The organism is Pseudomonas syringae pv. cilantro (assembly GCF_001293775.1).
Taxonomy (GTDB): domain Bacteria; phylum Pseudomonadota; class Gammaproteobacteria; order Pseudomonadales; family Pseudomonadaceae; genus Aquipseudomonas; species Aquipseudomonas syringae_P.
The window spans coordinates 7471-29370 of sequence record NZ_LGLN01000014.1; the positions used below are offsets into that span (position 1 = coordinate 7471).

General features: G+C 59.2%; 19 protein-coding genes. 10 read left to right on the forward strand and 9 right to left on the reverse strand.

The window, feature by feature from the left end; genetic code table 11:
- Positions 1–445: 445 nt before the first annotated feature.
- Entirely contained in the window at positions 446–2320 is a 1875-nt protein-coding gene (locus ABJ99_RS03800; RefSeq protein ID WP_054084691.1) for an MFS transporter, read from the reverse strand.
- A gap of 241 nt (positions 2321–2561) precedes the next feature.
- On the opposite strand from ABJ99_RS03800, the gene ABJ99_RS03805 reads away from it, so the two are divergent.
- On the forward strand, positions 2562–6035 hold the full coding sequence (locus ABJ99_RS03805) for a hybrid sensor histidine kinase/response regulator (protein WP_054084692.1): 3474 nt from the start codon (positions 2562–2564) through the stop codon (positions 6033–6035).
- 67 nt (positions 6036–6102) lie between these two features.
- On the opposite strand, the gene ABJ99_RS03810 is transcribed toward ABJ99_RS03805, so the two are convergent.
- Complete coding sequence (locus ABJ99_RS03810; protein WP_054084693.1) at positions 6103–7041, reverse strand: aspartyl/asparaginyl beta-hydroxylase domain-containing protein; 939 nt, start codon at positions 7039–7041, stop codon at positions 6103–6105.
- A gap of 175 nt (positions 7042–7216) precedes the next feature.
- Complete coding sequence (gene cysK / locus ABJ99_RS03815; RefSeq protein ID WP_054084694.1) at positions 7217–8191, reverse strand: cysteine synthase A; 975 nt, start codon at positions 8189–8191, stop codon at positions 7217–7219.
- A 124-nt stretch (positions 8192–8315) separates the two neighbouring features.
- On the opposite strand from cysK, the gene ABJ99_RS03820 reads away from it, so the two are divergent.
- Positions 8316–9383: a DUF748 domain-containing protein gene (locus ABJ99_RS03820; protein WP_054084695.1), complete on the forward strand. Its 1068-nt coding sequence runs from the start codon at positions 8316–8318 to the stop codon at positions 9381–9383.
- A 69-nt stretch (positions 9384–9452) separates the two neighbouring features.
- Here ABJ99_RS03820 and arsC read toward each other — a convergent pair whose 3' ends face one another.
- From arsC to ABJ99_RS26555, 3 genes are read right to left on the reverse strand one after another with little or no spacing between them, the layout of a single operon-like run.
- On the reverse strand, positions 9453–9875 hold the full coding sequence (gene arsC / locus ABJ99_RS03825) for an arsenate reductase (glutaredoxin) (RefSeq protein ID WP_054084696.1): 423 nt from the start codon (positions 9873–9875) through the stop codon (positions 9453–9455).
- 26 nt (positions 9876–9901) lie between these two features.
- Positions 9902–10384: a DUF2442 domain-containing protein gene (locus tag ABJ99_RS03830; RefSeq protein WP_054084697.1), complete on the reverse strand. Its 483-nt coding sequence runs from the start codon at positions 10382–10384 to the stop codon at positions 9902–9904.
- Complete coding sequence (locus tag ABJ99_RS26555; protein ID WP_080378001.1) at positions 10381–10611, reverse strand: DUF4160 domain-containing protein; 231 nt, start codon at positions 10609–10611, stop codon at positions 10381–10383. The genes ABJ99_RS03830 and ABJ99_RS26555 overlap by 4 nt, the downstream gene beginning before the upstream one ends.
- 205 nt (positions 10612–10816) lie before the next feature.
- On the opposite strand from ABJ99_RS26555, the gene ABJ99_RS03840 reads away from it, so the two are divergent.
- The 3 genes from ABJ99_RS03840 (at position 10817) to ABJ99_RS03850 (ending at position 13791) form a co-directional block, all read left to right on the forward strand.
- On the forward strand, positions 10817–11662 hold the full coding sequence (locus ABJ99_RS03840; RefSeq protein WP_054084699.1) for an AAA family ATPase: 846 nt from the start codon (positions 10817–10819) through the stop codon (positions 11660–11662).
- Between the two features lie 39 nt (positions 11663–11701).
- A complete protein-coding gene (locus ABJ99_RS03845; protein ID WP_054084700.1) occupies positions 11702–12880 on the forward strand; it encodes a vWA domain-containing protein in 1179 nt (392 codons plus the stop codon).
- Positions 12881–13074: 194 nt separating this feature from the next.
- Positions 13075–13791: a WbqC family protein gene (locus ABJ99_RS03850; protein ID WP_054084701.1), complete on the forward strand. Its 717-nt coding sequence runs from the start codon at positions 13075–13077 to the stop codon at positions 13789–13791.
- A 33-nt stretch (positions 13792–13824) separates the two neighbouring features.
- On the opposite strand, the gene ABJ99_RS03855 is transcribed toward ABJ99_RS03850, so the two are convergent.
- From ABJ99_RS03855 to ABJ99_RS03865, 3 genes are all read right to left on the reverse strand, one after another.
- Entirely contained in the window at positions 13825–14349 is a 525-nt protein-coding gene (locus tag ABJ99_RS03855; protein ID WP_054084702.1) for a DUF2937 family protein, read from the reverse strand.
- Between the two features lie 46 nt (positions 14350–14395).
- Positions 14396–15184 (reverse strand): class II glutamine amidotransferase, encoded by a 789-nt coding sequence (locus tag ABJ99_RS03860; protein WP_054084703.1) that lies wholly within the window; start codon positions 15182–15184, stop codon positions 14396–14398.
- A 74-nt stretch (positions 15185–15258) separates the two neighbouring features.
- The gene (locus ABJ99_RS03865; protein ID WP_054084704.1) at positions 15259–15735 is read right to left on the reverse strand and encodes a hypothetical protein; all 477 of its coding nucleotides are present in this window, start codon (positions 15733–15735) and stop codon (positions 15259–15261) included.
- Positions 15736–15867: 132 nt separating this feature from the next.
- Between ABJ99_RS03865 and ABJ99_RS03870 the strand changes: the two genes are divergently transcribed.
- The 5 genes from ABJ99_RS03870 to ABJ99_RS03890 all read left to right on the forward strand — a co-directional run bounded on the left by ABJ99_RS03870 (position 15868) and on the right by ABJ99_RS03890 (position 21885).
- Positions 15868–17928 carry a S9 family peptidase gene (locus ABJ99_RS03870; RefSeq protein WP_054084705.1) on the forward strand — a complete coding sequence of 687 codons (2061 nt, stop codon included), beginning with the start codon at positions 15868–15870 and terminating at the stop codon, positions 17926–17928.
- A gap of 76 nt (positions 17929–18004) precedes the next feature.
- Positions 18005–18481 carry a cyclic nucleotide-binding domain-containing protein gene (locus ABJ99_RS03875; RefSeq protein ID WP_007250243.1) on the forward strand — a complete coding sequence of 159 codons (477 nt, stop codon included), beginning with the start codon at positions 18005–18007 and terminating at the stop codon, positions 18479–18481.
- Between the two features lie 66 nt (positions 18482–18547).
- Positions 18548–18922, forward strand: coding sequence for a YajD family HNH nuclease (locus tag ABJ99_RS03880; RefSeq protein ID WP_003383285.1), 375 nt, complete (start codon positions 18548–18550; stop codon positions 18920–18922).
- Positions 18923–19219: 297 nt separating this feature from the next.
- Positions 19220–20998, forward strand: a complete 1779-nt coding sequence (locus ABJ99_RS03885) for a copper resistance system multicopper oxidase (RefSeq protein ID WP_054084728.1) — start codon at positions 19220–19222, stop codon at positions 20996–20998.
- An 11-nt stretch (positions 20999–21009) separates the two neighbouring features.
- The gene (locus ABJ99_RS03890; RefSeq protein ID WP_054084706.1) at positions 21010–21885 is read left to right on the forward strand and encodes a copper resistance protein B; all 876 of its coding nucleotides are present in this window, start codon (positions 21010–21012) and stop codon (positions 21883–21885) included.
- Positions 21886–21900 lie beyond the last annotated feature (15 nt).

Consider the following 21900-nt stretch of genomic DNA (forward strand, 5'->3'; position numbering starts at 1 on the left):
GTTCCTTCGCCCTGACACTGACGTCGCAATCGGCGGCGTCAGTGCCATCGTGGTTGAAAAGCACATCAAAAGCGGTTTGGTTGCATTGAGTGTCGCGTGGGTATGCAGGGCGTGACGCTCTGCGTCACACGGTGGTTCTGCGATGTCAGTGATGTTTGTTTACGGCTCAGGGCACCTTTTCGCCCCTCGGCGACGTTCTTTTTTTGGGGCACAAGAACACAAAACCCCCCCCTCCCATTNTCCCCCGGATCAGCGCCAGAGCTCAGCCGTCACTTACGTCGCAATCTGCGTTGTCAGTGCCATCGTGGTTGAAAAACGCTCTATGGCAGTGGTTGAAAGCCAGGCATGACATCGTGCCGCAGCGGCCATTTGATGTAGCATGTCATGCGCTGCATCCAAACGCGTAGGTCCGAGCACCAGAAGCCAAAAATTCAGCAAAGACCTCTTATCGCACCGTCCCTCTCAGCGCTTTTACCTCTTCGCGCACGTCAACAGGCGTCGCCACATCGGCGGGAATGGGCGCACCCGCTACCAGCACCACGCGTGACCACAGGCGACGGAGCAGGTTTTTGCTCGGGTCGCGACTGAAGAAGCTGCCCCACAGCCCCTGTAAAGCCATCGGGATCACTGGCACCGGGGTTTCCTGGATGATGCGGCTCATGCCGCTCTTGAAACCGCTGATTTCGCCGTCGGTGGTCAGTTTGCCTTCCGGGAAGATACACACCAGTTCGCCTTCTGCGAGGTGCTGGGCGATGCGCTTGAACGATTGCTCATAGATGTCCATGTCTTCGTTACGCCCGGCAATCGGGATGGTCCCGGCAGTGCGGAAGATGAAGTTGAGCACCGGCAACTGGTAGATCTTGTAATACATGACAAACCGGATCGGTCGCCGCACTGCCCCGGCAATGAGCAGCGCATCGACAAAAGAAACGTGATTACAGACCAGCAGCGCTGCGCCTTCATCAGGGATCTGACTCAGATTGCGGTGCTCGACCCGGTACATGGAATGGCCGAGCAGCCAGATCATGAAGCGCATGGTGAATTCGGGGACGATTTTGAAGATATAGATGTTCACCGCGCTATTCATCAGCGAGACCACGAGGAATAACTGTGGAATCGACAGTTTGGCAACGCTCAGCAGCAAGATCGAAACAATCGCCGAGACCACCATGAACAGCGCATTGAGAATGTTGTTGGCGGCAATCACGCGTGAGCGCTCTTTGACGGGCGTGCGTGACTGGATCAGCGCGTACAGCGGCACAATATAAAAGCCGCCGAACACGCCGATGCCCAGAATATCGAACAGCACCCGCCAGCCCTGCCCCGAGGAAAGCACGGCCAGCCAGTCGTTGGCCTGCACGTTCTGCGGGAAACCGCCCGAATGCCACCACAGCAACAGACCAAAAATCGTCAGCCCCATCGAGCCGAACGGCACCAGCCCGATCTCGACCTTGTGCCCGGACAATCGCTCGCAGAGCAGCGAGCCCAGGGCGATGCCGATGGAGAAAACAGTGAGGATCAGCGTGACGACGGTTTCGTCCCCATACATCCACTCCTTGGCGTAAGCCGGGATCTGCGTCAGGTAAATCGCGCCGACAAACCAGAACCATGAATTGCCGACAATCGAGCGCGAAACCGCAGGGGTCTGCCCCAGGCCCATACGCAAGGTCGCCCAGGACTGAGTGAAGATGTTCCAGTTGAGCTTCATTTCCGGCGCAGCAGCGGCGGCGCGCGGAATGCCGAAGCTGGCCAGGAAACCCAGGCAGGCCACCAGCACGATCGCGGCCGAGACTATCCCGGCATAGTGCGACGAAGACATCATCACCCCGGCGCTGATGGTGCCGGCCAGAATCGCCAGAAAGGTGCCCATCTCGACCAGCGCGTTACCCCCGACCAACTCGGTTTCGCGCAGGTGCTGCGGCAGAATCGAATACTTGACCGGCCCGAACAACGCCGAATGCGTGCCCATCGCGAACAGCGCCGCCAGCATCAATGCCAGGTGATTGAACAGAAAGCCCGTCGCACCGACCGCCATAATGACGATCTCGCAAAACTTGATGATCCGGATCAGCGTGTCCTTGGGGTATTTCTCACCGAACTGCCCGGCCAGCGCCGAGAACAGAAAGAACGGCAGGATGAACAGCAAGGCACACAGATTGACGTAGACCGAGCGATCGCCATCGATGCTCAGTTTGTAAAGAATGGCGAGGATCAATGACTGCTTGAAGATGTTGTCATTGAACGCGCCAAGGGACTGGGTGACGAAAAACGGCAGGAAACGGCGTTTCCCGAGCAGGCTGAATTGTGACTGTTGGCTCATCGTCAGTGGTCCTGAGAGGCTGGGGAGAACTGACGCAGCGGCCAATCCGAAGCATATTGAAGACGTAAGTCCGACGAATGTCGATAGGACATTTCCGTTTAGACGGTAGCTGCCACGATTCTTGGTCTCGCCTGCTGCGCGACAAGGCTGCGACACCCCGCCACGCTCGACCTTGGTCGACAAAGACGAACCGTGTGCATCGTGCGAGACTGCGCGCTATTGATACGGTGTGGAATCTGATATGTCGCTGTCCAGCGGGCTGATCGCGGCCGTTGCTCTGTCCTATATGGCCATCATGTTTGCCATCGCCTTTTATGGCGACCGCTACAGCGCGTCGCTGCGCCCGACCATGCGCGCCTGGGTTTACAGTCTGTCGCTGGCGGTCTATTGCACGAGCTGGACATTTTTCGGCGCAGTGGGTCAGGCCGCCGAGCAGCTCTGGTCGTTCCTGCCGATTTATCTGGGCCCGATCGTGCTGATGGTACTGGCGCCCTGGGTGCTGCAGAAGATGGTGCTGATCAGCAAACAGGAAAACATCACCTCCATTGCCGACTTCATCGCGGCGCGCTATGGCAAGTCTCAATCCCTCGCGGTGATGGTGGCGCTGATCTGTCTGATCGGCATGCTGCCGTACATCGCGCTGCAACTGAAAGGCATTGTGCTGGGCGTGAACATCCTGATTGGTGCGGTGGCGGACTCGACCGGTACTCGCGCTCAGGACACCGCGCTGGTGGTCTCGCTGATCCTCGCGCTGTTCACCATCGTTTTCGGCGCACGTAATCTGGACGTCACCGAACACCATCGCGGCATGGTGCTGGCCATCGCCTTCGAGGCGCTGGTCAAGCTGTTCGCGTTCATGGCAGTCGGTGTGTTCGTCACCTTCGGCCTGTATGACGGCTTCGATGACCTGTTCAATCAGGCAAAACTCGCTCCGCGGCTGGAGGAATACTGGCAAGACACGGTCAACTGGCCGTCGATGTTCGTGCAGACCGGCGTGGCAATGATGGCGATCGTCTGCCTGCCTCGGCAGTTTCACGTCACAGTGGTGGAAAACATCGAGCCGCAGGACCTGAACCTCGCCAAATGGGTGTTTCCGGCCTATCTGGCGCTGGCGGCTTTGTTTGTGGTGCCGATTGCGCTGGCCGGGCAAATGCTGCTACCGGATTCCATCATGCCCGACTCGTTCGTGATCAGCCTGCCGCTGGCCCATGCCCACCCGTCGCTGGCCTTGCTGGCGTTTATCGGCGGCGCGTCGGCGGCGACAGGCATGGTGATCGTTGCCTGCGTGGCGCTGTCGACCATGATTTCCAACGACATGCTGCTGCCCTGGCTGCTGCGTCGCAAGAATACCGAGCGGCCGTTCGAAGCGTTTCGTCACTGGATGCTGACGGTCCGGCGCGTCAGTATCGTGATGATCCTGCTGCTGGCCTATGTCAGCTACCGGATGCTGGGCTCGACGGCCAGCCTGGCCACCATCGGCCAGATCGCTTTCGCCGCAATCACCCAGCTGGCACCGGCGATGTTCGGCGCCCTGTACTGGAAACAGGCCAATCGCCGGGGCGTATTTGCGGGCCTGGCAGCCGGTATCTTCATCTGGTTCTACACTCTCGTGCTGCCGGTCGCTGCGCACGGCATGGGCTGGTCACTGGGTACTTTCCCGCTGCTGGAATGGCTGCACAGCAACCCGCTCGATCTGCCTATATCACCCATGACCCAAGGCGTGGTGTTGTCGATGGCCGGCAATTGCACGCTGTTCGCCTGGGTGTCGATGCTGTCGCGTACACGGGTGACAGAGCACTGGCAGGCCGGGCGCTTCATCGGTCAGATCACTCAGGAGCGTGATTACACACGTCCACTGTTGGCGGTACAGATCGAAGACCTGCTGAGTCTTTCAGCGCGCTTCGTCGGCGAAGACCGTGCCCGGCAGAGCTTCGTGCGCTTCGCCGAACGACAGGGCAAGAGCTTCAACCCCAGCCAGAACGCCGACAGCGAATGGATCGCCCACACCGAACGACTGCTGGCAGGCGTTCTGGGCACGTCGTCGACGCGGGCGGTGGTCAAGGCCGCCATCGAAGGCCGTGACATGCAACTTGAAGACGTGGTGCGTATCGCCGATGAAGCGTCCGAGGTCCTGCAATTCAACCGCGCACTGCTGCAAGGCGCCATCGAAAACATCACCCAGGGCATCAGCGTGGTCGATCAGTCATTGCGGCTGGTGGCCTGGAATCGGCGCTACCTTGAGCTATTCAATTATCCCGAAGGCTTGATCGGCGTCGGTCGGCCGATTGCCGACATCATTCGTTACAACGCCGAGCGCGGGCTGTGCGGGCCGGGCGAAGCGGAAGTTCACGTTGCACGACGCCTGCACTGGATGCGCCAGGGCCGCGCTCACACGTCGGAACGGCTGTTTCCCAACGGCCAGGTGATCGAACTGATCGGCAACCCGATGCCGGGCGGCGGGTTTGTCATGAGTTTCACCGACATTACCGAGTTTCGTGCGGCAGAGCAGGCCCTCAAGGGCGTCAATGAAAGCCTGGAACAACGCGTAACCACACGCACCCACGAGCTGTCGCAACTCAATCAGGCGCTGACCGAAGCCAAGGGTATTGCCGAAACCGCCAACGAGTCGAAAACCCGCTTTCTTGCCGCTGTCAGTCACGACCTGATGCAGCCGCTGAACGCTGCCCGGCTGTTTTCCGCAGCCCTCTCTCATCAGCAAGACAGCCTTTCCGATGAGGCTCAGCAACTGGTCCGGCACCTGGACAGCTCGTTGCGATCGGCGGAAGACCTGATCAGCGACCTGCTGGACATTTCCCGTCTCGAAAACGGCAAGATTACCCCGGACTGCCAGCCGTTTCCGCTCAACGCGCTGTTTGACACCCTCGGCGCCGAGTTCAAGGCACTGGCTCAGGAGCAAGGTCTGAGCTTTCGCGTCAGAGGCAGCTCGTTGCGTGTCGACAGTGATATCAAACTGCTGCGCCGCGTGCTGCAAAATTTTCTGACCAATGCTTTCCGTTACGCCAAAGGCCCGATTTTGCTGGGCGTCAGGCGTTGTGGCGACAGCCTGAGCCTTGAGGTCTGGGACCGGGGGCCGGGTATTCCGGAAGACAAACGCCAAGTGATATTCGAGGAATTCAAACGCCTCGACAGCCACAAGACCCACGCAGCGAAGGGCCTGGGTCTGGGACTGGCGATTGCCGATGGCTTGTGCCGGATTCTCGAGCATCCGTTGCAGGTGCGTTCATGGACCGGCAAAGGCAGCGTGTTCAGCGTACGGGTGCCGCTGGCAACCGCTCAGGCGCCGATGCCTGCCATACAGGCTGACATCGCCCGCCCGGCGCTGAATGGCACGCAGGTGCTGTGCATCGACAATGAGGACAGCATCCTGATCGGCATGACCAGCCTGTTGTCCCGCTGGGGTTGTCAGGTCTGGACCGCGCGCAACCGTCAGGAATGCGAAACACTGCTGAACAACGGCTTGCGTCCGCAGATTGCCCTGGTGGACTACCACCTGGATGAGGGTGAAACCGGTACTGAACTGATGGCCTGGCTACGCACTCGTCTGGGCCAGCCCGTACCGGGCGTACTGATCAGCGCCGATGGCCGTCCCGAGCTGATTGCCCAGGTGCATGCCGCAGGCCTCGACTACCTGCCCAAGCCGGTCAAACCTGCAGCACTGCGAGCCCTGTTGAGTCGGCATGTCAGTCTGGAGTAACGGAAATGAACGAGAAAGGGACAACGGTTGTTCGCCGTAGTGGCAAACAACCGGATACAACAGGGAATCAGCCGAACAGCCAGTAACCCAGCAATGTCAGCACGATAACGGCCAGCACCGGCCGCAGCACACGGTAAGCCTTGGGATTGGCACGTTTGAACTGCTTGACCTTGCCACTGAAGGTGTCGCTGAAACGCTTGCTGAATGCATAAGCCTGATTGATCCCGCCGACTCGCTCGTCGTCCAGGTTCTGCGGTGCCGTCGCGCGCCCCAGAAACGCACTGACGCTGCGGTTCACCCGTGTCATGAAACGATTGCTCAACGGCCGCTCGACATCACAGAACAGAATCACCCGGGTCTGGGTGGTTTCATTCTTGACCCAATGCACGTAGGTCTCGTCGAACATGACGTCCTGCCCGTCGCGCCAGGCGTACTCCTTGCCGTCGACGAAGATGCGGCAGGCATCGGAATTGGGTGTCGACAGGCCCAGGTGATAACGCAATGAACCGGCAAACGGGTCGCGGTGTGGATTGAGGTGACTGTCACCCGGCAACAGGGCAAACATCGCACCTTTGACGTTGGGAATGCTGTTGACCAGTTCAACGGTCTTCGGGCACAGCGCTTCGGCGGAAGGCAGGGCCTTGTCGTACCATTTCAGGTAAAAACGCTTCCAGCCCTTCTTGAAGAACGAACCGAAACCGGCGTCGTTGTTCTTCTCCGCCGCGCGAATGTAGCCCTCGTCGAACAGGTGCATGGCTTCATCGCGAATGGTTTCCCAGTTGTCCTTGAGGATATCCAGTTCGGGAAACTTGCTGCGGTCCAGATACGGTTCGGACGGCACGCGGGAAAACAGGTACATCAATACGTTGTAGGGTGCGAACAATGCCGAATGGTTGACGAACTGCCGTAACAGGGGCAGTCGAGCCCGACCGCGCAAGTGAACGTACAGCGTGCTGCCGAGGAACAGCATCAGGATCGATGCCTTGGCAACAAATGAAAGGGTCATGAAGCTCTCCTTGAAGCGGGCGTATAACGCCGAACGTCACGCGGGCAGTGGCAATGCATGATCTGAATGACGGGCCACAGTCGCTGGCAATAAGGATAATCGCCGTGCGCCGGAGCAAGCTGGTCATCATAAACCCTTGCGCTGCCCGCATGAAGTACACACATGCGAAGATGTGTTACTGCGCCAGTTCCTGCTCGGTGAACAGATCGCTGAACAGCATGCTCGACAGGTAGCGCTCGCCGGAGTCCGGCAGGATCACGACGATGGTCTTGCCCTGCATCTCGGGCTTCTCAGCCAGACGGACGGCCGCCGCCATTGCCGCGCCGCAGGAGATCCCGCAGAGTATGCCCTCCTCCTGCATCAGACGCCGGGCCATGGCTTTGGCCTCGTCATCGGTGACGCGCTCGACACGGTCGACCATCGACAGATCAAGGTTTTTCGGAATGAAGCCTGCGCCGATCCCTTGAATCTTGTGCGGGTTCGGCGTGATCTCCTGACCAGCCAGCGCCTGAGTGATGATCGGCGAACCGTCGGGCTCGACCGCAACTGACAGAATCGGCTTGCCAGCGGTGTTCTTGATATAACGGGAGATACCGGTGATAGTGCCGCCGGTGCCGACACCAGCGACCAGCACATCGATCGTGCCGTCGGTGTCGGACCATATTTCCGGACCGGTGGTTTTCTCATGAATGGCCGGGTTGGCCGGGTTCTCGAACTGCGCAGGCATGAAATATTTTTCCGGGTCGCCGGCCAGCAGCTCTTCGGCTTTGGCAATCGCACCTTTCATCCCTTTGCCAGGCTCGGTGAGCACCAATTCCGCTCCCAGCGCCTTGAGTACCTTGCGACGTTCTATGCTCATGGAAGCAGGCATGGTCAGCACCAGTTTATAGCCACGGGCGGCGGCCACAAATGCCAGGCCGATCCCGGTGTTGCCGGAGGTAGGTTCGACAATGGTCATGCCCGGCTTGAGCCTGCCGCTGCTTTCGGCATCCCAGATCATGCTGGCGCCGATACGGCACTTGACGGAATAGCCCGGATTACGCCCTTCGATCTTGGCCAGAATGGTGACACCACGCGGCGCGAGACGGTTGATCTGCACCAATGGCGTGTTGCCGATGGAATGGGCGTTATCAGCGTAAATACGGCTCATGATGGTGTCCTTGCACATCGGTTAAAAAACAAAGCCTATGCCGCCAGCCCATGGGCGTCCAGTCTGAGCGAACGGATCAGCGCGCGCGCAGTCAATCCTTCCATTGAAACAGGAGACTCATGTCATGAAACGTCGCTACAGCTGGCCGCTATGGACGCTGGCCGCTCTGGTCGTACTGCTGATCGCCCTCAATATTGCCCTGCCTTATCTGGTACGCGACTACCTTAACGACAAGCTCGCCGACATGGGCGACTACCGAGGTCAGATCACTGACGTCGACCTGGCGCTGTGGCGCGGGGCCTATCGGATCAAGGGGCTGAAGATCGTCAAGACCGACGGCAAAGTCCCGGTGCCCTTTGTCGACGCACCGATGATCGAACTGGCAGTCAGCTGGAAATCGCTGTGGAACGACCACGCCGTGGTGGCAGAGGCACTGTTCACCGATCCGCAGATCAACTTCGTTGACGGCGGCAATAACAAGCAAGCGTCACAGACCGGTCAGGGCACCGACTGGCGTACGCAAATGAACAAGCTGTTGCCGATCACCCTCAACGAATTGCGGATCAGCAACGGAAAAATCACCTTCAATAACTTCAGCTCGACGCCCAAAGTGACCATCGATGCGGACCAGGTCAATGCCAGCTTCTATAACCTGACCAACGTGGTGGACGTCGAGGGCAACCGCGACGCCGAGTTCAAAGGCAAGGCGCGCCTGCTGGGCCACGCCAGCCTGGAAAGCACGGCCAAATTCGATCCGTTCAGCAACTTTGAAGATTTCGACTTCCGCCTGCGTGCCACCGGTATCCAGCTCAAGAAGCTCAATGACTTCTCGTCAGCCTATGGCAAGTTCGACTTCAACGCCGGTAATGGCGATATCGTGATCGAGGCGCAGGCCAACAAGGGTCAGCTCAGCGGCTACATCAAACCGTTGCTGCGTAATGTCGATGTCTTCAACTGGCAACAGGACGTCGAAAGCAAGGACAAAGGCCTGTTCCGCTCGGTCTGGGAAGCGCTGGTGGGCACCAGCGAAACCGTGCTGAAAAACCAGCGCGAAAACCAGTTCGCTACCCGTGTCGACCTCAGCGGCAATGTCCACCAACAGGACATCAGCGGCTTCCAGGCCTTTTGGCAGATTCTGCGTAATGCGTTCGTTCAGGCGTTCAATGCGCGGTATGAGAGCAGCAAGGGGTGAACAGGCTGAGCACCAAAGCTCAGGCAAATGAAATGGCTAAGGCCCTGTACTGACGTTACCCGTGCGGGTTCAAACCTTGCGGCCCTGCTCATCGACGATGACTTGCCCGTCTTCTTTTACGAAACTGCCGCGCTGCTTGTGCGGCAGCAGGTCAAGAACCGCCTCTGACGGACGACACAAGCGTGTGCCCAAAGGCGTTACAACGATGGGGCGGTTGATCAGGATGGGATGAGCCATCATCGCATCGATAAGCTGCTCATCGGCGAGTGACTCATCGCCCAATCCCAGCGCCTCGTAGGGAGTGCCCTTGATACGAAGCAGCGCTCGCGCACCGGTCCCCATCTCGGCAAGCAGCCTGACAAGCGTGGCGCGATCAGGCGGCGTCTTCAGGTACTCGATGACTGTCGGCTCGTCTCCGCTGTTGCGGATCAGTTCCAGCGTGTTGCGAGAGGTGCCACATTGCGGGTTGTGGTAGATCGTGATCTGACTCATCTGCTGTACCCTTAGGGTCTCCAGAATTATTTTTTGTCGGCCTTGTAAACGCCACGACTTTCGGCGACCTGCAACTCATGCTGCAACGCGTCCCAGCCCAGACACGCCAGCGCCAGGGTACGCGGTGTGGCTTCGCGGGCGTTGCTGTAGCGAGTGATGCTGCGCGGGCTGACACCCAGGGCCTGCGCGGCCTGGACCAGCGGCAGCCCGGTACGGGCACGCCAGCCGATGAAAATACGCGTATTTTCATCGGTGGCAGCCTGGGCTTGAGCATCGAGATATAGCGTATCGGCGCCGATCTGGATATCCAGCTCCGGCCACTCGACAGTCCAGCCATCGTCACCCACGTGCGCCTGAGCGAACGCTTCGTCCGCCTTTAAAGGTTGTAGCCCTGGAAAAGCCTGCACATCGGCGCTCATATCGAGGACATAGCGCTGATCATTGATGAACATCAGCGCCAGCCGGTGACCAGCCAAGGCTTGAACGTCCTTGAGGCGGGGGCGTTTCATGGATGCCATCGTTTCCATTCCTGCATCTGTTCGTCACGGCGAATGCGTATCCCTTCAAGAGCTTCCTTCAACACAACAGCCGGGGCGTGTCCACGCATGGGCTCCACGAGCTCAAGACAAATCAGAACATCCAGACCGCCACCGGTCAGGTGCACATGCGGCGGCAGGTGGTCTTTCTCCCTCAGCTGAATCCTGTATTTATCCCTGAATCTGTATTTAGTCGACATGACGCAGAGGGTATCGCCAAATTAGCCATACTGAAAGCAACGTTACAATTTTGACCCGGTCACGGCGTGACGCCCCATTCAAGAACTGAATGAGGCGTCTGCGTTCACAGCTGTCCGGCAGCCGCGCTATAGTCCGGGCATTGCTTGTCACATCAAAGCGTGCGTGCCCATGGGCTGCGCATGCCCACGCGAAAAGGATTGATCCATGAAGTTCGAAGGCACCCCGGCATACGTCGCCACTGACGATCTGAAGCTGGCAGTCAACGCGGCGATCACGCTGGAGCGTCCACTACTGGTCAAGGGTGAGCCCGGCACCGGCAAGACCATGCTGGCCGAACAGCTGGCTGAATCGTTCGGCGCGCGGCTGATCACTTGGCATATCAAGTCCACCACCAAGGCGCATCAGGGTCTCTACGAATACGATGCGGTCAGTCGCCTGCGCGACTCGCAGCTGGGCGTCGACAAGGTTCACGACGTGCGCAACTACCTGAAAAAGGGCAAGCTCTGGGAAGCGTTCGAGTCCGAAGAGCGCGTGATTCTGCTGATCGACGAGATCGACAAGGCCGATATCGAGTTCCCCAACGACCTGTTGCAGGAACTCGACAAGATGGAGTTCTACGTTTACGAGACCGATGAGACGATCAAGGCCAAACAGCGGCCGATCATCATCATTACTTCCAATAACGAAAAAGAGCTGCCGGACGCTTTCCTGCGCCGCTGCTTCTTTCACTACATTGCCTTCCCGGACCGCGCGACCCTGCAGCGCATCGTCGACGTGCACTATCCGAACATCAAGAAAGACCTGGTGAGCGAGGCGCTGGACGTGTTCTTCGACGTGCGCAAAGTGCCCGGCCTGAAGAAGAAGCCCTCCACTTCCGAATTGGTGGACTGGCTGAAACTGCTGATGGCCGACAACATCGGCGAAGCGGTGTTGCGTGAGCGTGATCCGACCAAGGCCATCCCGCCGCTGGCCGGTGCGCTGGTCAAGAATGAGCAGGACGTGCATCTGCTGGAACGGCTGGCCTTCATGAGCCGTCGCGGCAATCGTTGATCGCCTTTATCCACCCTGCTACGTAAAAGGGCGACGGCCATGCTGCTCAACCTGTTCAACGAAATGCGTGCGGCCAAGGTGCCAGTGTCCTTGCGTGAACTGCTGGACCTTATCAACGCCCTGAAACAGCGGGTTATCTTTGCCGACATCGATGAGTTCTACTTTCTGGCGCGGACCATTCTGGTCAAGGACGAGCGCCATTTCGACAAGTTCGACCGGGCTTTCGGTGCGTATTTCAACGGCCTGGAAAAGCTCGACGATCACTTGCAGGCGCTGATTCCGGAAGACTGGTTGCGCAAGGAGTTCGAGCGCTCGCTGAGCGACGAGGAACGCGCGCAAATCCAGTCGCTGGGCGGCCTGGACAAGCTTATCGAAGCGTTCAAGAAGCGTCTGGAGGAACAGAAAGAACGCCATGCCGGTGGCAACAAATGGATCGGCACCGGTGGCACCAGCCCGTTCGGCTCGGGCGGCTATAACCCGGAAGGTATTCGGGTCAGCGATGCGGGCGAACGCAAGGGCAAAGCGGTCAAGGTCTGGGATCAGCGCGAGTACAAGAACCTGGACGATCAGGTTGAACTGGGCACACGCAACATCAAGGTGGCCCTGCGTCGCCTGCGCAAGTTCGCCCGCCAGGGCGCAGCCGACGAACTGGATATCGACGGCACCATCGACCACACCGCACGCGACGCCGGCTTACTGAACATTCAGATGCGCCCGGAGCGACGCAATACCATCAAACTGTTGCTGTTGTTCGACATCGGCGGTTCGATGGACGCGCACGTCAAGGTGTGCGAAGAGTTGTTCTCGGCATGCAAGACCGAGTTCAAGCATATGGAGTATTTCTACTTTCATAACTTCATCTATGAGTCGGTGTGGAAGAACAACCTGCGCCGCGGCTCAGAACGAATATCCACGCAGGACCTGCTGCACAAATACGGCGCTGACTACAAAGTCATTTTCATTGGCGACGCGTCAATGGCGCCTTACGAGATTACCCAACCCGGCGGCAGCGTCGAGCACTGGAATGAAGAAGCAGGTTACCTGTGGATGCAGCGCTTCATGACCAAGTTCAAGAAAATCATCTGGATCAATCCTTACCCCAAGGACGCCTGGGACTACACCACGTCCACGCATATCGTGCGCGACCTGATCGAAAACCAGATGTACCCGCTGACCTTGCGCGGGCTGGAAGAAGGCATGCGTTACCTGGCGAAATAAAAAGTGCTTTGACTGTTGTACAAGCCTGTCAGCAACAGGCTTGTAGATTCCGACCATCCGTACTGCATGTTCAGCGTCCTGAGCTACGCTCAAATCCCGGACACCCATCAGACGGACATGTGCTGATCGAGTAGACCTTTTGCAGTGACTCCATCGTTTTGCCTGAGCAGCCGTCGCACCCTGGCAGGCAACTTATGAATGAAACGCTCGGCATCATGCAGCCCTACTTTTTCCCCTACATCGGCTATTTCCAGCTGATTGCCGCCGTCCAGCGCGGCTTAGTCTTTGATATCGTCAAATACAAGCGCAAGAGCTGGATGAATCGCAATCGGATACTGGACGGCAAAGGCGGCTGGCAATACATCAATGTTCCGGTGTGTGCCAGCGAGGGAACCCTGATCAAGGACGCGACCCTTATCGATCCTGCCGCCGCCCACCAGAAAATCAGGCAGCAGCTCGAACACTACCGCAGCAACGCGCCCTACTTTCGGGAAACCCTGGCCCTGGTTGACCTGACCTTCGGCACACCCGTCACACACCTGTCTGAACTCAACACTCGGGCCCTGAAAGGGGTCTGCGACTATCTGGGCATGAGTTTCAACTGGGAGAACTGCTCGGCACTGAAGCTGGAGTTGCCGCCGATAGAGCACGCCGGCCAATGGGCGCTGGAGATCAGTACGCGAATGGAAGCGCGTCAGTACATCAACGCGGCCGGTGGACGCGAAATATTCGTCCCCGACGAATGGCAGGAGCGCGGTGTGGAACTGAGGTTTCTGGAGCCCGCTTCATTCAGCTATTCGACCGCACCCTACCCGTTCATCGATAACCTTTCGATACTCGATGTATTGATGTGGAACGCTCCGGAAACGGTACTTGCCTATCTGGACAACGAAACACGGGCAGTCATATGAGCTGCCCGTGCCGAAAATGATACCTGCCAGCAGTCAGTGCCGGTCCCGTGACAGTTGCGGCTTGCGCCGTCCACCATTGATCACCCAGCCGAGCAGCAACATGAAACTCTCGATCACCAGCGCCAGCAACAGCGCAGTGATAATGCCCCAGGCGATGACTTCAGGGGCCAGCAGCACTTGCCAGGTGTAGCCGTTGAAGGTTTCGCGGCGAATGTCCGGATCGGCGGACGTGGCCACGAAAAGGGCTTTGGAATACCACGGCCCCTGCAGCCCGAGCCATTGGCGCTCGAGAATGTGCGTACGGTTCATCAAGGTGTCGATGTTGTCTGCATCGGTTTGAAAAACAGGGTCTTCACTGTCGCGATAATGCTGAATCAGCGCCTGTATATCGCCTTTGAAGAACTGCTGCGCAGTTGCGGTATGCCCCTTGACGGCCTGTTGCGCCTCGATCAGGTGCGCCTCGACCCGCTTGCTGTAATCACTGATAAAGCCGGGAATCTGTACCCCGAACAGCAGGCCCAGCGTGAACAGGACCAGTCGCAGATAACTTCGCAGCATCGATATCCCTCTTTTCCATTTATCCGGTGTGTCCGGGTAGACACCACTACTGTGGCGTTGTCTCGACCGTTCCCTGCAACACGCACTCACCCTTGCGCCAGAGGCTCCACTGGCCCGGCTCGTAGCGGTTCCAGTTTTCGTTCTCGGTCAACGGCTCGGTCGCGATGACCGTCACCACATCGTGCGGCGTGGTCTCGGCCTGGAAATCGACGATCACATCGACATCCTTGAGCCTGGCCGGGCCAAAGGGTGCGCGACGGGTGATGTGAGCCAGCTTGGTACTGCAAAAGCAGAACAGCCAGTCGCCGTCACTCAGCAGGCAATTGAACACGCCCTTGTTACGGTATTCGGTACAGGCCTGGATCAGCGAAGGCAGCAATTCTTCGATCTCGACCGGCTCCGGGAAGGCTTCGCGGACACGATTGAGCAAATCACAGAAAGCCGCCTCGCTGTCAGTGTCGCCCACCGGACGGTAGAACGTGACGCCCGGGCTGAAGTCAGCCAACTGGCCGTTGTGCGCAAAGCACCAGTTACGGCCCCAGAGTTCACGCACGAAAGGATGGGTGTTAGACAGGCAGACCTTGCCCACATTAGCCTGACGAATATGGCCAATCACAACTTCGCTTTTGATGGGATAACGCTGCACCAGTTGCGCGACTTCCGACTCGCTGCTGGCAGCCGGGTCCTGAAACAGGCGCAGGCCACGACCTTCGTAAAACGCAATGCCCCAGCCATCGCGATGCGGGCCGGTACGCCCGCCGCGCTGCATCAGCCCGGTGAAGCTGAAAACGATATCGGTCGGGACATTGGCACTCATGCCCAGTAGTTCACACATGCTCGGGTTCTCGCTTCAAGACGTTTGCGGCGGGTCATGCGCCACGTACAACGGCGCTGCCAGCGAAGCGGAATCTACAATCGCGGCTCTACCCGCGTGCCTCTGGCCGGGGGAATGGGTGCAGCGGACCTGCGGGCATAAGTGTCATCCTCGGCAAACGGCTCGTCAGCAGGGTCTGTCTCGACAGGCTGAGCAACCGGCTGCGGCTCACGTGCCTTGCGGCTGCGTTCGATCGGCCAGCGGATCAGCACGAACAGCAGGTACGCACAGAAGGCGAACATGCCGTACATGACCAGATCCGACACTGCAGCCCAGACATTGCTGCCGACCTTGAACATCAGGTCCAGCGCAGTAATGGCAATGGCCGGGGCCATCGCGTCCTTGGCCGGATCGACCATGGTCGGCGTAAACAGCAGCACCGCAACCGCCACCAGCAAGGGTTCCTTGAGGTAACGCCACATCCAGCGGGTTGCCAGGAACCAAACCAGCAGGCAACCCAGCGCGGCGAAGGCGTAGACGCTCCAGGCGATCAGATAGTCGTTTTCGGTCATGACGTCCGTGGTAAGGCAGGTAAAGAGGCGCTTATGATAACGGCTTTTGCCTGACGCGGCTTGCCTCGCTTCAGTAATCGGTTCAGCGTGTACCGATATTTCCCTGATTGACGCCTTTATAGAGAGCCCAGCATGTCCTTTTCGAATGCAACCTCCAGCGCCCCGATGGCTCGCAAGGCCGACGGTGCCGATCCCTACGCCTGGCTGCAGAATCGCGACACCGACGAGGTGCTCGACTACCTCAAGGCCGAAAACGCCTGGCAAGAGCAGCAGCTGGTGGATCAGACCGAACTGCGCGAACGCCTGTTTCAGGAGATCAAGGGTCGCATTCTGGAAACCGACCTGTCACTGCCCTCCCCTTGGGGTCCGTACCTGTATTACACCCGCACCACCGAAGGCGACGAGTACGCCCGGCACTATCGCTGCCCGCGTCCGGCCGACGATTCCAACACCGTGGACGAAAGCCGCGAAGAACTGCTGCTGGACCCCAACGCAATGGCCAACGGCGGCTTCTTCTCGTTGGGCGCGTTCAGCATCAGCCCGGACCACCAGCGTCTGGCCTACAGCCTGGACACCAGTGGCGATGAGGTTTATCAGCTTTTCGTCAAGGAACTGAGCAGCGGCCAGATCGTCAGCCTGCCATTTGAAGACTGCGACGGCAGCATGACCTGGGCCAACGACAGCCAGACGCTGTTTTTCGGTGAGCTGGACGACACTCACCGTCCGGGCAAGCTGCATCGCTATAAACTGGGCAACGCCTCTGCAGACCTTGTGTTCGACGAGCCGGACGGCCGTTTCTTTCTGCATTGCTTCCGTACCAGCTCCGAGCGCCAACTGGTCATCCTGCTCAACAGCAAGACCACCAGCGAAGCCTGGGTGCTGGATGCTGATCATCCCGAGCAGGACTTCACCTGCCTGGCGCCGCGCGTTGAAGGGCATGAATACTATCCTGATCATGGTCTGCTCGATGGCGTCTGGAGCTGGTTCATCCGCAGCAATCAGAGCGGCATCAACTTCGCGCTGTATCACGCGGCAGAAAAAGCCGACGGCGTGCCGCTGCGTGACGACTGGCAGACACTGGTTGCACACGACGAGCAGGTGATGCTCGAAGGTGTCAGCCTGAACGCCAAAGGCATCAGCCTGAGCTTGCGCGAAGGCGGCCTGCCTGTGATCGAAGTACGCCCACAAGATCTGCCGACTTATCGCGTGCAATTGCCGGACGCGGCCTACAGCCTGTATGTGCAGGACACGCTTGAATTCGACAGTGACAGGATTCGTCTGCGCTACCAGTCTCTGAACCGCCCGGCGCAGGTGCGCCAACTGACGCTGGCGACCGGCGAGCAAGTGGTGCTCAAGGAAACTCCGGTGCTGGGCACCTTCGACGCCGATGCCTATGTCAGCCAGCGCCTGTGGGCCACCGCCAGTGATGGCACGCAGGTGCCGATCAGCCTGGTGGTCAAACGCGAACTGGCCGGCAAGGCGACCCCGTTGTACCTGTACGGCTACGGCGCCTACGGCGAAAGCCTCGACCCATGGTTTTCCCATGCACGTCTGAGCCTGCTGGACCGTGGTGTGGCATTCGCCATCGCCCACGTGCGTGGCGGCGGCGAACTGGGCGAGGCCTGGTATCGCGACGGCAAGCAGGAACACAAGCAGAACACCTTCGGCGATTTCATTGCCTGTGCCGAACACCTGATCGCTGAAGGGCTGACTCGTGCCGACCAACTGGTGATCAGCGGCGGCAGCGCCGGTGGCTTGCTGATCGGTGCAGTGCTCAATCAGCGTCCCGAACTGTTCAAGGCGGCGATCGCCGAAGTGCCGTTCGTCGATGTGTTGAACACCATGCTCGACCCGGACCTGCCATTGACCGTCACCGAATATGACGAATGGGGCAACCCACAGGAACCGGACGTTCACCAGCGCATCAAGGCCTATGCGCCGTACGAGAATGTCAGCGCTCAGGCCTATCCGGCGATGCTGGTCATCGCTGGCTACAACGACAGCCGCGTGCAGTACTGGGAAGCTGCCAAATGGGTCGCCCGCCTGCGCGACCGCAAGACCGACGACAACCTGTTGCTGCTCAAGACCGAACTGGGCGCGGGTCATGGCGGCATGAGCGGTCGTTATCAGGGCCTGCGGGACGTGGCACTGGAGTACGCGTTTATCTTCAAGGTATTGCAGATTCCCGAATGAACTTGGTGTAAATCACCTGTCTTACTAGGATCGGGGGCAGCGGAGTTGCCCCTTCGTCAGGATTACAAGAGCAAACATGTCAGAACCACTGTCCAACCTGAACAACGCCATTCGCGACATGCTGCTGGATTGCGGCCTGTTCGACACGCTGCTGCCGGGTGATTTTTTCACCGTGGCCGGGTATTTCAGCATTACCGATATCGAAAAAGGCGAAACGATTTTTGCCGAAGGCGATGCCGGGACGTTCATGTGCATCATCCATCAAGGTACCGTGTCTGTGCAGAAGCTTGCGGGCGACGGTCAACAGGTGGAAATCGCAGTCTTGCGTCGCGGCCGGGCATTTGGCGAAATGGCCGTGCTGGATGGCGAACGCCGCTCGGCCAGTTGCATCGCCTCGACCAGTTGCCAGTTATTGAACCTGGGGCGCGACTCGCTGGACAAGATGCTCGACGATGCTCCGAAGATCGCTGCCAAGATCATTCGGGCTCTGGCCATTTCGTTGTCAAAGCGCTTGCGCATGGTCGACGGCCAATTACTCTCCCAGCAGGTGTGAGTTTGCCCATCAGGCGCTAAACTTGCCGACATTCCGCTTTCAATGCGCACACGCACAGGTGACACCATGAGCACGGCCAACCCTCCTTCCCATACTGCCAAGCTGGACCGCATTCTGGCCGACGCCCAGCGCGACCGCGAAATGGGTTACCGCGACAAGGCGCTGCGCATGTACCCGCACGTCTGCGGTCGTTGCGCGCGCGAGTTCGCCGGCAAGCGCCTCAGCGAACTGACCGTGCATCACCGCGACCACAATCACGACAACAACCCGCAGGATGGCTCCAACTGGGAGCTGCTGTGCCTGTACTGCCACGATAACGAGCATTCGCGTTACACCGACCAGCAATACTTCGCTGACGGCTCGCTGAACACCCCGAAAATCGCCAAGGCCACCCACAACCCGTTCGCCGCACTGGCGGGATTGATGAAGAAAGACGAATGACGCAAGGCTGAATACGCCTTGTGATGAAGAATGACTGAGGCAAGGCTGAACGCACTCTGGATGAAGAAGAGTGACTGAAGGGAGCCTGAGGCTGAACGCGCTTCGAAGTGGGAGCTGACTTGTCAGCGAAAGCAATGGCTCAGACGCCGATAGTGTGCGACTGCCCCGGCCCAGCCTCTCCCACGCAAAACACCCAGCCTGACCCGACAAGCCGCTGCGCCCTCCCTTAACGGGATCTCCCCGCCCAAGCAGCCCGCTTGCGGGCCTGCAATGAACAGCCTGACCGGATACCTCGCCATGCCCACCCGAACATCAAGACGAACCTTTGTGAAAGGGCTTGCCGCCAGCGGCGTTCTCGGCGGGCTGGGGCTTTGGCGCAGTCCGGCCTGGGCGATCCCGAATCCGGGTCAGCCTGACGCACTGGCCGGTACGGAATTCGACCTGACCATCGGCGAAACCCAGGTCAATATCACCGGCAGCGCCCGAACCGCGAAGACCATCAATGGCGGCGTCCCCGGCCCGCTGTTGCGCTGGCGCGAGGGCGATACCGTCACCCTGCGGGTAAAAAACCGTCTCGACGAAACCACGTCCATCCACTGGCACGGCATCATCCTGCCGGCCAACATGGACGGCGTTCCAGGGCTGAGCTTTGACGGCATCGCGCCCGACGGCTTTTACGTTTACCGCTTCAAGGTCAAACAGAACGGCACGTACTGGTATCACAGCCACTCGGGCTTTCAGGAGCAAAGCGGCGTCTACGGGCCGCTGGTGATCGACGCCAGAGAGCCGGAGCCGTTCAGCTACGAGCGCGAACACGTGGTCATGCTCAGCGACTGGACCGACGAAGACCCTGCGCAAGTGATGAAAAAGCTCAAAAAGCAGTCGGACTACTACAACAATAACCAGCGCACCGTCGGCGACTTCATCAACGACGTCAGCGAGAAAGGCTGGAGCGCGACCACCACCGAACGCACGATGTGGGCCCGAATGGGCATGGACCCGACCGACCTCGCAGACGTCAGCGGCGCGACCTACACCTACCTGATGAACGGCCAGGCGCCGAACATGAACTGGACCGGGCTGTTCAAGCCCGGCGAACGCATCCGCCTGCGCCTCATCAATGGCTCGTCGATGACCTATTTCGATGTGCGCATCCCCGGCCTGAAAATGACCGTGGTCGCCAGTGACGGCTTGCACGTCAAGCCCGTCGTCGTCGATGAGCTGCGCATCGCAGTTGCAGAGACCTACGACGTCATCGTTGAACCGGCCGACGGCGCGTACACGCTGTTCGCCCAGGCAATGGACCGTACCGGCTACGCCCGTGGCACGCTGACCAGCAAACCCGGCTTGCAGGCCGTCGTCCCGCCTCTCGATCCGCGCCCGCTGTTGAGTATGGAGGACATGGGCATGGCGGGAATGGATCATGGCAGCATGAACCACAGCGCCAAACCGGCCATGGACGATATGGCAGGTATGGACCACAGCAAGATGGGCCATGACTCGATGCCCGGCATGGACCACGGCACGATGCCGACTATAGAAGCACCGGCCATGCAGTCGCATCCGGACAGCGAAAAGAACAACCCGCTGGTCGACATGCAGGCCATGAGCACGTCAGCAAAACTCAATGATCCGGGCATCGGCCTTCGGAACAACGGTCGTAAAGTCCTGACCTACGCCGACTTGCGCAGCACCTTCGAGGACCCGGACGGCCGTGAGCCGAGCCGGACCATCGAACTGCACCTGACCGGGCACATGGAAAAATTCGCCTGGTCGTTCGATGGCGTTAAGTTTTCCGACGCCAAACCACTGATGCTCAAGTACGGCGAACGGGTGCGGATCGTGCTGGTCAACGACACGATGATGACTCACCCCATTCACCTGCACGGCATGTGGAGCGATCTCGAAGATGAGCATGGCCAGTTCATGGTGCGCAAACACACCATCGACATGCCGCCGGGATCACGCCGCAGCTACCGCGTGACGGCAGATGCGCTCGGCCGTTGGGCGTATCACTGTCATATGCTGTATCACATGGAAATGGGCATGTTTCGCGAAGTGCGGGTGGAAGAATGAGGACTGTAGCGTTGAATGGATCAAGCAATTCGTTGCGCCTGCCAAGCCTGCTGTTGACCGCAGGCCTGGTCATGGCGCCTTGGGCAGTTGCGCAAGCTGCCGGCATGGAAGGCATGGACCACGGCAGCCACTCGATGCCGATGGACGCGACTGACAGTAACGACGCCCCGACGCAGAGCCGAACGCCGATCCCGCCTGTCACCGATGCAGACCGGGCGGCGCTGTACACCCGCCATACCGGGCATCAGGTTCACGACAGCGCCATCAACAGCTACTTCCTGGCCGACAAGCTGGAATGGCAAGACGCCAACGATGGTAGCGCGTTGTCCTGGGACCTTTCCGGCTGGATTGGCGGCGATATCGACCGCCTGTTGCTGCGCTCCGAAGGCGAGCGGACCAACGGCAAGACTGAAGAGGCAGAAATCCAGGCGTTGTGGGGTCACGCTATCAGCTCGTCGTGGGATGTGGTCGCTGGCGCACGCCAGGATTTCAAACCTGGCGCGCCGCAAACCTGGGCGGCCTTCGGCCTGCAGGGGCAGGCGATTTCGGATCTGGATATCGAAGCAACCGCATTCATCGGCGAAGCCGGGCAAACCTCCGCGCGCCTGGAAGCCGATTACGATATGTTGCTGACCAACAATCTGGTTTTACAGCCCACCGCTGAACTGAATTTCTACGGTAGGAACGATCCGCAACGCGGCAACGGCTCGGGCCTGTCGACCAGCGAGTTCGGCCTGCGGCTGCGCTATGAAGTCACCCCGCAATTTGCTCCCTATGTGGGCGTGACCTGGGACCGGTCCTACGGCAAAACCGCCGACTACGCACGCGAAGAAGGCGACGATGTGGCCGAAGCCCGGCTGGTGGTTGGCGTACGGATGTGGTTCTAGCCAATGGAAATGGCA

Coding starts and splice junctions, on each gene's coding strand:
- cysK (WP_054084694.1), bottom strand. CDS start 8,191: ATGAGCCGTATTTACGCTGATAACGCCCATTCCATCGGCAACACGCCA.
- ABJ99_RS26555 (WP_080378001.1), bottom strand. CDS start 10,611: ATGTCGACTAAATACAGATTCAGGGATAAATACAGGATTCAGCTGAGG.
- ABJ99_RS03850 (WP_054084701.1), top strand. CDS start 13,075: ATGAATGAAACGCTCGGCATCATGCAGCCCTACTTTTTCCCCTACATC.
- ABJ99_RS03875 (WP_007250243.1), top strand. CDS start 18,005: ATGTCAGAACCACTGTCCAACCTGAACAACGCCATTCGCGACATGCTG.
- ABJ99_RS03840 (WP_054084699.1), top strand. CDS start 10,817: ATGAAGTTCGAAGGCACCCCGGCATACGTCGCCACTGACGATCTGAAG.
- ABJ99_RS03820 (WP_054084695.1), top strand. CDS start 8,316: ATGAAACGTCGCTACAGCTGGCCGCTATGGACGCTGGCCGCTCTGGTC.
- ABJ99_RS03845 (WP_054084700.1), top strand. CDS start 11,702: ATGCTGCTCAACCTGTTCAACGAAATGCGTGCGGCCAAGGTGCCAGTG.
- arsC (WP_054084696.1), bottom strand. CDS start 9,875: ATGAGTCAGATCACGATCTACCACAACCCGCAATGTGGCACCTCTCGC.
- ABJ99_RS03865 (WP_054084704.1), bottom strand. CDS start 15,735: ATGACCGAAAACGACTATCTGATCGCCTGGAGCGTCTACGCCTTCGCC.
- ABJ99_RS03870 (WP_054084705.1), top strand. CDS start 15,868: ATGTCCTTTTCGAATGCAACCTCCAGCGCCCCGATGGCTCGCAAGGCC.
- ABJ99_RS03855 (WP_054084702.1), bottom strand. CDS start 14,349: ATGCTGCGAAGTTATCTGCGACTGGTCCTGTTCACGCTGGGCCTGCTG.
- ABJ99_RS03800 (WP_054084691.1), bottom strand. CDS start 2,320: ATGAGCCAACAGTCACAATTCAGCCTGCTCGGGAAACGCCGTTTCCTG.
- ABJ99_RS03805 (WP_054084692.1), top strand. CDS start 2,562: ATGTCGCTGTCCAGCGGGCTGATCGCGGCCGTTGCTCTGTCCTATATG.
- ABJ99_RS03885 (WP_054084728.1), top strand. CDS start 19,220: ATGCCCACCCGAACATCAAGACGAACCTTTGTGAAAGGGCTTGCCGCC.
- ABJ99_RS03880 (WP_003383285.1), top strand. CDS start 18,548: ATGAGCACGGCCAACCCTCCTTCCCATACTGCCAAGCTGGACCGCATT.
- ABJ99_RS03860 (WP_054084703.1), bottom strand. CDS start 15,184: ATGTGTGAACTACTGGGCATGAGTGCCAATGTCCCGACCGATATCGTT.
- ABJ99_RS03830 (WP_054084697.1), bottom strand. CDS start 10,384: ATGAAACGCCCCCGCCTCAAGGACGTTCAAGCCTTGGCTGGTCACCGG.
- ABJ99_RS03810 (WP_054084693.1), bottom strand. CDS start 7,041: ATGACCCTTTCATTTGTTGCCAAGGCATCGATCCTGATGCTGTTCCTC.